This is a genomic window from Micrococcus lylae NBRC 15355, from assembly GCF_001570885.1.
Classification (GTDB): domain Bacteria; phylum Actinomycetota; class Actinomycetes; order Actinomycetales; family Micrococcaceae; genus Micrococcus; species Micrococcus lylae.
Genome location: NZ_BCSN01000067.1, coordinates 1 through 12,242, shown reverse-complemented (window position 1 = coordinate 12,242; position 12,242 = coordinate 1). Strand labels below are relative to the sequence as shown.

Annotated in this window: 15 protein-coding genes; all 15 read left to right on the top strand. The window is 70.3% G+C overall.

The features are described 5' to 3' along the window. A partial coding sequence (locus MLY01S_RS12695) for a terminase large subunit domain-containing protein (RefSeq protein ID WP_169795148.1) occupies positions 1-1,384 on the top strand: 1,384 nt, incomplete at its 5' end. 16 nt (positions 1,385-1,400) lie between these two features. Then, positions 1,401-1,709: a hypothetical protein gene (locus MLY01S_RS10930; RefSeq protein WP_067192015.1), complete on the top strand. Its 309-nt coding sequence runs from the start codon at positions 1,401-1,403 to the stop codon at positions 1,707-1,709. 13 nt (positions 1,710-1,722) lie between these two features. Continuing rightward, positions 1,723-3,681 (top strand): phage portal protein, encoded by a 1,959-nt coding sequence (locus MLY01S_RS10925; RefSeq protein ID WP_067192012.1) that lies wholly within the window; start codon positions 1,723-1,725, stop codon positions 3,679-3,681. A gap of 14 nt (positions 3,682-3,695) precedes the next feature. Further along, complete coding sequence (locus MLY01S_RS10920) at positions 3,696-4,466, top strand: HK97 family phage prohead protease (protein ID WP_067192009.1); 771 nt, start codon at positions 3,696-3,698, stop codon at positions 4,464-4,466. 51 nt (positions 4,467-4,517) lie between these two features. Then, complete coding sequence (locus MLY01S_RS10915) at positions 4,518-5,819, top strand: phage major capsid protein (protein ID WP_067192007.1); 1,302 nt, start codon at positions 4,518-4,520, stop codon at positions 5,817-5,819. A 74-nt stretch (positions 5,820-5,893) separates the two neighbouring features. Then, positions 5,894-6,157: a hypothetical protein gene (locus MLY01S_RS10910; RefSeq protein ID WP_067192004.1), complete on the top strand. Its 264-nt coding sequence runs from the start codon at positions 5,894-5,896 to the stop codon at positions 6,155-6,157. 17 nt (positions 6,158-6,174) lie between these two features. Next, positions 6,175-6,684 (top strand): hypothetical protein, encoded by a 510-nt coding sequence (locus tag MLY01S_RS10905; protein WP_067192002.1) that lies wholly within the window; start codon positions 6,175-6,177, stop codon positions 6,682-6,684. An 11-nt stretch (positions 6,685-6,695) separates the two neighbouring features. Next, on the top strand, positions 6,696-7,016 hold the full coding sequence (locus MLY01S_RS10900; protein ID WP_135103223.1) for a hypothetical protein: 321 nt from the start codon (positions 6,696-6,698) through the stop codon (positions 7,014-7,016). Then, positions 7,009-7,284, top strand: a complete 276-nt coding sequence (locus tag MLY01S_RS10895) for a hypothetical protein (protein WP_067191996.1) — start codon at positions 7,009-7,011, stop codon at positions 7,282-7,284. Before MLY01S_RS10900 ends, MLY01S_RS10895 begins: the two co-directional genes overlap by 8 nt. A gap of 5 nt (positions 7,285-7,289) precedes the next feature. Continuing rightward, positions 7,290-7,661, top strand: coding sequence for a hypothetical protein (locus MLY01S_RS10890; RefSeq protein WP_067191992.1), 372 nt, complete (start codon positions 7,290-7,292; stop codon positions 7,659-7,661). Between the two features lie 63 nt (positions 7,662-7,724). Next, entirely contained in the window at positions 7,725-8,384 is a 660-nt protein-coding gene (locus MLY01S_RS10885) for a phage tail tube protein (protein WP_067191989.1), read from the top strand. Between the two features lie 86 nt (positions 8,385-8,470). Beyond that, positions 8,471-8,617, top strand: a complete 147-nt coding sequence (locus MLY01S_RS12510) for a hypothetical protein (protein ID WP_157531296.1) — start codon at positions 8,471-8,473, stop codon at positions 8,615-8,617. 26 nt (positions 8,618-8,643) lie between these two features. Continuing rightward, positions 8,644-9,048 carry a hypothetical protein gene (locus tag MLY01S_RS10880; protein ID WP_067191986.1) on the top strand — a complete coding sequence of 135 codons (405 nt, stop codon included), beginning with the start codon at positions 8,644-8,646 and terminating at the stop codon, positions 9,046-9,048. A 59-nt stretch (positions 9,049-9,107) separates the two neighbouring features. Then, complete coding sequence (locus MLY01S_RS10875) at positions 9,108-9,500, top strand: hypothetical protein (RefSeq protein WP_067191984.1); 393 nt, start codon at positions 9,108-9,110, stop codon at positions 9,498-9,500. A gap of 34 nt (positions 9,501-9,534) precedes the next feature. Further along, positions 9,535-12,242: phage tail tape measure protein (locus MLY01S_RS10870; RefSeq protein WP_082740131.1), on the top strand; the 2,708-nt coding region annotated here is incomplete at its 3' end.

Sequence of the window (12,242 nt, the reverse complement as noted above, 5' to 3'; positions counted from 1 at the left end):
CCCTGAGCAGCGGCTCGTGCTGGACGCGATGTTCGGCATGGACTCGCACGGGAAGTCCACGGCATTCGAGACCGCGGTGATCGCGCCGCGGCAGAACATGAAGACCGGCGTGCTGAAGATGGCCGTGCTCGGCTGGCTGTTCATCACCGATCAGCAGCTGGTGATCTGGTCCGCGCACGAGTTCCCGACGGCGCAGGAGGCGTTCCGGGACCTGGAGATCCTCATCGGCGGGTCCTCGTTCCTGTCGAAGCGCGTGAAGAAGGTCCACCGGGCCAACGGTGACGAGGCGATCGAGCTGAAGTCCGGGGCGCGTCTGAAGTTCCGGGCGCGCACGAAGGCTGGCGGCCGTGGCCTCTCCGGGGACAAGGTCGTGCTCGACGAGGCGTTCGCGCTGCAGCCGGACCACATGGGCGCGCTGCTGCCGACCCTGACGACCCGCCCGGACCCGCAGGTCGTGTACGGGTCGTCCGCGGGCACGGCGCACTCGGATGTGCTGCGCGGCATCCGCGACCGTGGCCGCGCCGGCGCCTCGGCGCGCATGGCCTACTTCGAGTGGGCGTCCGCGCGTCGCGCGTGCGCATCCGAGAAGTGCGACCACGAGCCAGGGAAGTGGGACGGCTGCCAGCTCGACGACGTCGAGAACTTGAAGGCCGCAAACCCCCTGCTCGGCCGCGTCCGCCCAAACGGCACCGGCCTGACCGTCGAGTACCTGCGTGCCGAGCGCGCAGCCCTGCCGCCGGCCGAGTTCGGACGCGAGCGGATGGGCTGGTGGGACGACCCCTCCACCTCGGACATCTTCGGCCCCGGCAAGTGGGAGCAGGGCGCCCGTGACGACGTCGAGCGCCCCACCGACATGACCATGACCGGCCTGGCGATCGCCGTGGCCATGGACCTGAAGACCGCAGCGCTCGTCGGTGCCGGCGTCGACGACACCGGGGCGGTCTGGCCGCGCGTGCTCCAGCACGGGCCGGGCACCGCCTGGACCGTGGACCGCGCCAAGGAGCTGCAGGCCCGCTTCGAGCTGCCCGTCGTGATCGACGGCAAGGGCCCCGGCGCCATGCTCATCCCCACCCTCGAGCGCGAGGGCGTGAACCTGCACGTGGCCACCACGACCGACGTCCTCGACGCGTTCGCGAACCTGCGCTCGCGGGTCGCGGACGGGGTGCTGCTGCACACGCCGGCGCCCGAGCTCGACGCCGCGGTGGCCGGCGCGGCCCTGCGCCCGGTGGGTGACCGGTTCGCGATCGGGCGGAAGGCGTCCACCGCGGACGTGTCCCCGCTCGAGGCCGCGTCCCTGGCCTGCTGGCAGGCCACCATCGGCCCGTCGCAGGGACGGTCGGCGTACGACGACGACTCCTACGACGACGAGTTCATGTACGTCTGACCCGAAGGAGCCCCGCGTGGCCGTGTATGCGCTCATCCTGTCGATCCTGGCCGCCGCGGCCGCACTCGGTGCCGTGTGGTTCTCCCCCGCTCGGCGGGCGGCGCCGCCCGCCGACGAGTGGGCGCCGCTGCTGGCCCGCCGCGCCGTCGTGAACATGCACGACGGCACCGCGGTGGACGGTGTCCTCGTGCGCCGCGACGGCGCGCTCCTGGTCCTGCGCGAGGCCGTCATCCACGACGGCGTCTCCGACAACCCGCCCCGGGCTGACGGGGAGGTCGTCATCGACCGCATGCAGGTCGCGTACCTGCAGTTCCCCACGACCTGAGAGGCGGTGACGCATGGCGTTCGTCGTGAGCCACGGTGAGGTGCGCGGGCTCGCGCGCCCGACGACCTCCGTGCCCCGCTCCCTGCAGATCGCCCCCGGCTACACGTCGGACTACGCCGCGATCTGGCGCACCCACGGGTCCGTCCGCACAGTCACGGACTTCCTGGCCCGCAACATCGCCTCCCTCGGCCTGCACCTGTTCGAGCGCGCCGGGGACGCCGACCGCCGCCGCGTGACCGACCACCCGCTCGCGCAGCTGATCGGCCGGCCCATGCCCGGCCAGTACCGGTACGCGTTCGTCGAGGCACTCGTCCAGGACATCGCGATCTTCGACCGCTACCTCGCGGTCAAGATGAAGGGCACCGACTCGGACGCCCCGCACGCCCTCGTGCGGATCCCGCCGATGATCTGGGAGCCCGCCGGCGACGACTGGACCGGCCCCACCGAGTTCCTCGTGCGCGGCAACCGCGGCACCCGCACCTTCACGCGCGACCAGGTCGTCTACATCGGCGGCTACTCCCCGGCCGGTGAGCTCGGCGGCGTCCCCGCGATCGAGTCCCTGCGCTCCGTTCTCGCCGAGGAACACGAGGCCGCGCTCATGCGCGCCCAGACCTTCCGCAACGGGGCCCGCGCCTCCGGCTACATCGAGCGCCCCGCCGGCGCCCCGCCCTGGTCCGCGGCCACGCATGCCCGCTTCAAGGCGGCCTGGCGCGCCCAGTACACCGGCTCCGGCGCGGACGTCGGCGGCACGCCGATCCTCGAGGACGGCATGAAGTTCACCGCCGCCCAGCAGTCCGCCAAGGACCTGCAGTACATCGAGTCGCGCAAGCTGACCCGCCAGGAAGTCGCCGCGGCCTACCACATCCCCCCGCCCATGATCGGGCTGATGGAGACGGCCACGTTCGCCAGCCTGAAGGAGCAGCACAAGAGCCTCTACACGGACACGCTCGGCCCCTGGCTGCAGCGCATCCAGCAGGCGCTCGCGGCCAACCTCCTGGACGACTTCGGCCCGGAGGCCGCTGACATGTACCTCGAGTTCAACATCGAGGAGAAGCTGCGCGGCGCGTTCGAGGACCAGGCCGCCCAGCTGCAGACCTCCACCGGCGCCCCGTGGCTGACGCGCAACGAGGCCCGCGCGATGCGGAACTTGCCGGCCGTCGAGGGCGGCGACGAGCTCGTGGTGCCCCTGAACGTCCTCACCGGCGGGCAGGCATCCCCCACGGACTCCGGCACGCAGAACCAGCGCGCCAGCCACACCCCGCGGGTGAAGGCCGTGGGCCCCATCGAGTACGAGCTGAAGGCCCCGGCCGGGGACACCATCCCGGCCGAGGAGACCGACCCGCTCGTCAAGGTGTTCCGCGCGCACTTCAAGCGCCAGCGCGCCGCCATCACCTCGGCCACCGGCGCGAAGTCCCCCACCTGGTGGGACGGGAAACGGTGGGACGCCGAGCTCGCCGAGGACCTCCTCGACGCCGGCTCGGACCTCGCCACCACCGCCGCCCGTGACGTCCTCACCGGCATGGGCCTCGACCCCGACCAGTACGACACCCCCCGCACCGAGGCATTCCTGGCCAAGGTCGCCGAGCGCATCGCCTCCCAGGTCAACGCCGCCACCCTCCGCCAGATCGAAGCCGCGCTCGCGGACGACGACGAGGACGACGAGGACGACGTCGACCCGGTGGGGCACGTGTTCGACGTGGCCGAGGAGTCGCGCGCCGACCAGGCGGCCATGACCGCGGCCGCCACGTTCGTGGGCTTCGGCATGGCTGAGGCCCCGAGGCAGGTGGCGCCGAAGGCCACGAAGCGGTGGGTCGTGAACTCGTGGAACCCCCGCGCCTCCCACGCCGCACTGGACGGCGAGGAGGTCGGGATCGAGGAGGACTTCTCCAACGGCATGCCCTGGCCGGGCAGCTTCACCGGCGACCCCGAGGACGTGGCCAACTGCCAGTGCTCGCTCGTCATCATCCGCTGACCGAGGAGGTCAACATGCGCATCAAGACCGTCCCCGTGGGCGAGGTGAAGGCCGGCCCCGACGACGGGCTGGCCGAGGGCGAGTTCATCGTCTACCCGTCCACCTTCACCCGTGAGCCCGACTCGTACGGCGACGTCGTCGCAAAGGGCGCCTTCCTGGACACGATCCAGCAGTGGAAGGACTCGGGCAACTCCCTGCCGGGCCTGTTCGGGCACCGTATGGACGACCCTGACTTCTACGTCGCCTACGCCATCGACATGGACGAGGACGAGCACGGGTGGCGGGTCCACGGCGCGTTCGACATGGAGTCCCCGAAGGGCCCCCACGTCTACCGGCTCGTCAAGGGCCGCCGCCTGAACCAGCTCTCCTTCGCCTTCGACACCCTCGAGGAGGGCGCCGTCGAGCTTGAGGACGGCAGCAAGGCGAACGAGCTGCGCAAGCTCCGCGTCCACGAGTTCTCGTTCGTGCCCATCGGCGCGAACCAGGACACCTCTGTCGTGGCCGTCAAGGGGATCGTGGACGGCCTCAAGGCCGGCCGCGTCCTCTCCAAGGCCAACGAGACCTCGCTCCGCGAGGCCCGCGACGCCATCGACTCCGTCCTGTCCTCCCTGCCCGACGAGGGCGCCCAGGAGAACGGCGACGGCACCAGCGACCAGGACCAGGCCAGCGGCACCGGGAAGGCCAACGACGAGGGCGCCCAGCGCGTCAAGTCGGAGGAGCCCACCGGCGCGCCGTCCGCTCGCGCCCTGGCAGCACAGGCCCTGGACCTCGAGGTCCTGGGCTGACCACCCCCTGAACCGCGCCCCACGGGGCGCACCCATGCCAAGGAGGCACACATGTCGAAGCTCAAGCAGCTTCAGGAGGCGGCTCAGGCGGCGGCGAAGGCTGCCCGCGAGACCGCCGAGAAGGCCGACCGCGAGGGCCGCGCCCTCACCGACGCCGAGCGCACCGAGTACGACCAGCACATGGCCAAGGGCCGTGACCTGCTCGAGCAGATCAAGGTCGCCAAGCGCGACGCCGAGGTCCTCGACCAGGCCAAGTCCCTGGCCCAGGAGATCGGCGGCTACGCCGTCGACGACGTCGAAGGGCAGAAGGGCGCCGGCACCCCCACCCAGCGCGTGAAGAACCTCGGACTCGAGGTCGTCTCGAGCCCGCAGTTCAAGTCCATGATGAAGGGCTTCACCAACTCCGACGGCACGGTCCGCATCCCGGACCGCACCCAGGTGAAGTCCGACCCCATCCGCGTGAAGTCCCTCTTCACCGGCGCCTCCGGCACCTCCGCCGGCGCGTTCGTCACCCCGGAGCAGACCGGCATCATCGAGATGCTCGGCCGCCGCCCCCTGACGATCCGCGACCTCATCTCCGTCCGCCGCACCGGCTCGGACACCCTCGAGTACGTCCGCCAGACCGCGCACACCAACGCGGCCGCGCCCGTGCCCGAGGCCCAGTCCGCCGCCGCCATCGACGGCACCACCGTCACCAACGTGATCGGCGGCCTCAAGCCCGAGGGCTCCTGGGCCTTCGAGCGCGTCTCCACCTCCGTGAAGACCATCGCCGAGTGGGTGCCCGTCACCAAGCGGGCGCTCGCGGACGCGGCGCAGCTGGAGGACCTGATCCGCGATGAGCTGTCCAAGGACATCGCGGAGGCTGAGGAGGCGCAGATCCTCACCGGTGACGGCGTCGGGGAGAACCTGACCGGCATCCTCTCGACCTCGGGCATCCAGTCCCAGGACTTCGACACCGACGTGTTCGTCTCGGTCCGCAAGGCGATCACGAAGGCCCGCACCGTGGGCCGTGTGGTCCCGAACGCGGTCCTGATGAACCCGCTGGACGTCGAGACCGTGGACCTGGCCCGCGAGACCGGCGGCCGTTTCTACGGCGCCGGCCCGTTCACGATGGGCCCGCGCACCCTGTGGTCCCTGCCGATCGTGGAGTCCGAGACGATCACCGCGGGCACCGCGGTGGTCGGCGACTTCTCCAAGGCCGTGCTCTGGGACCGCGAGGACACCACCGTGACCTTCTCGGACTCGCACGCGGACTTCTTCGTCCGAAACCTCGTGGCCGTCCTGGCCGAGGAGCGCGTCGCGTTCGGCGTGACCCGCCCGGCCGCGTTCGTGAAGACCACGGTCACCGGCTGACCGGTGGCCCCCTGACAGCCCGCCCCGCACCCGCGGGGCGGGCCACCCACGACCACGACCCCGAGGAAGTCACCATGGCTGGTCTGAAGCCCTACGAGATCACCAACGAGAACGGGTTCGCCACGACGTTGCTGCTCTCCGAGCATGACGCCAAGCGCCGCGGCCTCACCGAGGCTGACCAGCAGGAGGCCCCGAAGCCCGCCCGCCGGCGCCGCTCCGCCCCGAAGCCGGCGAACAAGCAGGGCCCTGCTCCGCAGGACAAGGCCCCCGCCGGGGCCGACGCTGACGGCAAGGCTGACGGCACCGGCTTCGAGGCGTTCGAGACCACCGCCGACTGACCTGGGAGGAGGCGCACGTGAACCGCGCGAGCAACGACATGATCGAGGCGTCTGACCTGCTCGGCTTCGCGGGCGCCCCCTACCAACAGAAGGCGGTGGACGCCGCCGTCGGCTCCATCCGGGCCGAGTGCGAGTGGCACATCGCCCCGCAGCGCGAGGACACGTGGACGCTCCGCACCGGCGGCTCGGACACCCTCGTGCTGCGCACCCTGCGCGTCGTCCAGGTCAAGGCCATCGCCTCCCCGCACCGCCAGGACCTCACCCCGGCCGACGTCTACGACCTCGGCGACGGCGTGCTCCTCATGCCCGGAGGCTGGCCCGACGTCGTCACGATCACCGTCCAGCACGGCTTCGACGAGTGCCCGGACGAGCTCCTCGCTCTGATCGCCGACCGCGCCCGCGCCACCGTCGGTGGCGGGCGTGTGAAGAGCGAGTCCATCGGCGGCCGCTCCGTCACCCTCGAGGGCGGCATCGACCCGGCCACGGACACCGTCCTGTCCCGGTACATGCTCGGCGGAAGGGTCTGACCATGCAGCTGATGACCGAGACGTGTGAGCTCCTGCTGCGCGGCGAGTCGACCGAGTACGACGAGTACGGCGTGCCGGTGCCGGCGGAGCCGCGGCGCGAGACCTGGGCGTGCTGGTACGAGCCGCGGGGCTCGTCCGAGGCTGTGGTCGCGCAGGAGCAGCAGATCGACGGCCTGTGGATCTACCTGCCGCTTGACGCCCCTCTGGGCGCGGCGGACGCCGTGATCGTGGCCGGGATCCGGTACGAGGTCGAGGGTGAGCCTGGCCGCCAGCCTGGCGGCTTCATCACCCCGGGCTTCGTGAAGGCAGCACTCGGGAGGGTCCGTGGCTGAGGTCCGCATCGGCCCCGAGCTCATGGCCAAGGCATGGGCCCACCCTGGGATCCTGCCTGCCCTGCAGGCCAAGGCCAACGGCATCGCGGCCCGCGCACAGGCGCTCGCCGCAGCCGAGGACGTGGACATGCAGGTGACCACGGTGGCTGGCACCCGCCCGGGAGGCCGCCAGTACGTCAACGTCGTCGGCGACAACGTCGAGCAGGAGTGGGGCTCGTCCCGCACCGGGCGCCGCCGCATCCTCGGCCGCGCTGCCAAAGGAGGGTGACCCGCATGTGGCCCGACGTCGAGAAGGCCCTCGTCGCCCACCTCGCCCAGACCCTCGGCGTCCGCGTGTCCGTCAAGGCGCCACCCGACCTGGAACACCTGCCCGGCTTCATCCGTGTCACCCGCGGCCCCGGAGTGGATGACGGCCTCACGGACGCCCCGACCGTCGACGTGGAGTCGTTCGCCCCATCCCGTGGCGCGGCCCGTGAGCTCGCGGAGCGGGCCCGGCAGGCCATGCACGAGCTGCAGGGCCGCCGCGCCGGCGGGTTGCTCTTCGACTCCGTCCGCACCGCGACGGCTCCGTCGTGGGTGGACTGGGGCAACCCGGCCGTCCACCGCTTCGTGGCGGTCTACACCGTCCAGTTCCGCCCCTACTAACCCCCAACCAATCCACCCGCCCGCCCCCGCAATGGGGGCGCACCTACCGCCTAGGAGGCACCCATGGCCGGAGCGAGCTTCGAGACCATCAAGGGGCACAACCCGAAGAACATCCGCAAGATCCTCGAGATGGCGATCTTCGTCAAGCGCTACGACGACGCCGATGAGGAGATCACGTCGATCTGGGACGGCAGTGGGCTGGCGCTGCCCCCGGGCTACGAGTCCGTGGGTCTGACGACGAAGTCCGACGGGGCGACGTGGACCCGCGACCAGGAGGTCTCGGACGTCACCTCCCACGGCTACGCCGAGCCGACCCGCCGGGACGTCCTGTCCGACCAGACCGGTCTGCAGTTCACCGCGCAGGAGGCCAAGCGCACCACCCTCGAGTTGGACAAGGGCGTGGACCTGTCCACCCTGTCCTCGGATGCGAACGGCAACGTGATCATCGACAAGCCGTCTCGTCCGCAGCCGCTGTACTGGCGTGTCCTGGCCATCGGCAAGGACGGCGACGGCCCTGATGCGATCTACGTCGTCCGCTGGCTGCCGCGAGCGCAGGTCACCGAGAACGCCGAGCAGAAGTGGTCTGAGGAGGACGAGCTGAAGTTCCCGGCCACCCTCTCGGCCTACAACGACCCGAAGGTCGGCACCTCCATGCGTGAGATTTGGGCCGGCCCCGGCCTCGACCACGAGGCCATGGGCTTCCCGTCCCCGACCGCCGGCTGATCCGTCCCCTACTGACCGGCGGCGCGGGTTTCTTGGTGGGCCGCCCGCGCCGCCTTTCCCCTAGCCCACCAGACAGGAGGCCACCGATGGCTGAGCAGAAGACCGAGACCCTCGTGCACCCCGACGGCCGCGAGTGGACCACCTCGAGCGCCACCGAGCGGACGAACCTCATCGCCCGCGGCTGGATGCCGAAGAACACCAAGAAGGCCGCCCCGGCCGCCAAGAAGTCCTGACACGACCACGAGAAAGGCCCACCACCATGGCCAAGAACACCACCTTCAAGACCTGGGACCAGTACGTCGCCGAGGCCGAGCACGCCCCGTTCGAACTGCCGGTCTCGGCCGAGGAAACCATCAAGATCGAGGCGCCCACCGGTGCCGCCCTGATGCAGTGGGCACGCGCCTACCGCACCGGGGATATGCAGGCCATGCTCATCACGCTCTGCGGTGAGCAGTGGTCCCGTGTGGAGCCGCTGCTGGCCAAGGCCGGGTACAAGGCCATGGAGAACCTCATCACTGACATGATGCTGTTCTTCGATCTGGTCGAGGACGTGGAGCTGATCGGCCCCGGTGGCGGGAAGATCCTCGAGAAGGACCCCCGCAAGATCCGTGCCCTGATCAAGCAGGGGTACCGGCCGGCGGGGGAAGCCGACTCCCGTACCTGATCACGCTGATCGACAGGTACGGGGAGAGCATCGAGTGTGACCTGCTCGACGTCTACGGTGTGGACCTCCTGGACTTCTTCCGGGGGGTCCATACCTGGCGTCGGCTGCAGGTCCTCCTCAACGGTCTACCCCCGCGCTCACGTCTGGCGATCGCCCAGGCCCAGGATGACGAGCTCGCCGAGCAGTATCTGCGAGTCCATGGGGAACCCCAACCGTCCCGCGCCCCACACCTCGCCGAGTACGGGCCAGAGGCACAGCGTCTGGACCGGCTGATCAACGGCGTGGAAGCCCTGTTCAAGCGCGTCTCCGACGCGGTCGGCGCGAAGACGACTCTGCCCCCGCCTCCGACTGTGCCCGTCACGGCCATCGAGCGGGCACGTGAGCGTCGGTCCATGGAACGACTTTCTGCCCTGACCGACGAAGCCTACGCCGCCATGCAGCGCAGCACCTGACCGGCCCCCCGCGGGGCCAGGAAGCGAGGCCCCCATGCCCCAGGCAAACGAGGCAGTCTGGCTCCCGGTCCTCCCGTCCTTCAAGGACTTCGGGCCGGCCCTGATCAAGGGAGCCGGTAAGGACGCCGACGGGGCTGGCAAAAAGGTGGGCAAGCGCTTCGGCACTGCGATTGTGGCTGGCGTCGCGGCCATCGGGGTGGCAGGGGTCGCAGCCGGGACCGCTCTGTACAAGGTCGGCGAGGTCTTCGACGACGTCACCGATACCATCCGCGTCGGCACCGGCGCTTCCGGTGAGGCCCTTGACGGGCTGGTGGACTCCGCCAAGCGCGTCGGCCAGAACGTCCCGGCCTCCTTCGACCAGGTCGGCACCACTGTCGCTGACATCAACACCCGCATGGGCCTCACCGGGGACACCCTTGAGACCGTCGCCTCCCAGTACCTGGAGGCCGGACGCATCCTCGGCGAGGACGTGGACATCGCCAAGACATCCGCCGCTTTCAACGCGTTCGGGATCGAGGGTGAGGCCGTCGTCGGGGCCATGGACCACCTATTCCAGGTGTCCCAGGCCACCGGCGTCGGCATGAATGACCTGGCCACCGTGGTCGGCGTGAACGCTCCGGCCATGAAGCAGCTCGGCTTCAGCTTCGAGGAGACGGCCGTCTTGGCCGGCGAGCTCGACAAGGCTGGCCTGGACTCGAATAAGATGATGGCCGCCATGTCTAAGGGCATGGTGACCCTCGCCAAGGACGGTGAGGCCCCGCAGGAGGCGTTCAAGCGCGTCGTCGGGGAGATCCAGGGCTTCATCGCCTCCGGGGACGAGGCAGCCGCGCTCGAGCTCGCCGGCAAGGTGTTCGGCACGAAGGGCGCCCCGCAGTTCATCGACGCGCTCGCCTCGGGCCGGGTGAACCTGGACGACCTCACGAAGGCGGCCGGGCAGACGTCCGACTCGATCCTCGATGTCGGCAAGGAGACGATGGACTTCGCCGAGGCGTGGCAGCTGTTCAAGAACAACGTTCTCGTCTGGCTCGAACCCCTCGGCGCCACCGTCTTCGGCGCCCTCGGCACCTGGATGGGTGTGGCCGTGGACGCGGTCGGCGCGTTCACGGACGCCTGGAACCGCGCAGACGGCTCCATCACCCAGGGCGGCCTCCTGGGCTTCATGGAGGCCCTGGCCGGCAAGGTGCGTGAGGTCTACGACTGGTTCCAGCTCAGCCTGATCCCGGCCCTGCAGACGTTCGGGGGATGGGTGCAGCAGAACAGCTCCTGGGTGGGGCTGCTGGCCGTCACCCTGGGCACCGCGGGCGCCGCGGTCGGCGTCCTCGTGGGCGCGTTCAAGGGGTGGGCGGCGGTGACGGGTGCGGTGACGGCTGCGAAGGCGGCTCTGACCGGCGGCATGGCTGCGCTGAATGCGGTCATGCGCGCGAACCCGATCGGTGTGGTCATCACCGTGCTGACCGCCCTGGTGGCTGCCGCGATCTACGCGTACACGCAGTTCGACTGGTTCCGGCAGGTCGTGGACGGGGCGTGGAACGGCATCAAGGTCGCCGCGGCGGCCGCCTGGGAGGGCGTGATCCGCCCCGTGTTCGAGGCGATCGGCGGCTGGATCACTGGCACCCTCGTGCCCGCGTTCATGCACTTCTGGCAGGGCGCTGTGGTGCCGGCCTGGAACGGGATCGTCGCCGCGATTGCCGGTGCCTGGAACAGCTACATCCTCCCCGTGCTGACGGCCCTGTGGGGATTCATACGTGATGTGCTCGCCCCAGCCATGGTGCGGCTGTGGCAGGGCGTCTTCGTCCCGGTGTGGAACGGCATCGTGGCCGCCGTGCAGGCTGCCGCGGGCCTCATCTCCACGATCTGGAATGGCATCGTCGGCTTCGTGCAGACCGGGTTCGGCCCCGTCATGACGTGGCTGCGCGACGCTGTCTTCGTCCCGGTGTGGAACGGGATCGTGGCCACGGTGCAGACCGCTGGCACGGTCCTGCAAGGCATCTGGACGGCCCTGGTCGGGGCCCTGCAGACCTATCTCGCGCCCGTGTTCACCTGGCTGCGCGACGCCGTCTTCATCCCCGTGTGGAACGGGATCGTGGCCGCCGTGCAGACCGCTGGCACGGTCCTGCAGGGGATCTGGACGTCCCTGGTCAGCGTCGTGCAGACCTACCTCGCGCCCGTGTTCACCTGGCTGTGGCAGAACGTGTTCGTCCCGGTGTGGAACGGGATCTCCGGTGTGGTCCAGTTCGCCTGGGGCATGCTGAAGGCGATCTTCGATCTCCTCGTCGCGGTCGTCCGCAACGTGCTCGCCCCGGCCTTCCTTGAGCTGTGGCAGACGTGGGTCGTCCCTGCCTGGAACGGCATCGTGGCCGCCGTGCAGACTGCCTGGGCGGCCATCTCCGGGATCTTCACCGCGGTCGTCGCCACACTCCGGCAGGTCCTCGGCCCCGCCTTCACCTGGCTGCGGGATTCGGTTGTACTCCCGGTCTGGAACGCGATCAGCACGGCCATATCCACGGCGTGGTCCGCCGTCCGCGCCGTCTGGGACTCACTGGTCGGGTTCATCCGAGGCGCCCTCTCCTCGGCCTTCACCTGGCTGCGAGATTCAGTCGTGAAGCCGGTCTGGGAGGGGATCAGGACAGCGATCACCACGGCGTGGGATGGAGCGAAGGCCACCCTGGACGCAGCCGTGACCTTCATCCGGGGTGGGTTCGCGAACGCGTTCACCTGGCTGCGAGATTCACTCGTGCGCCC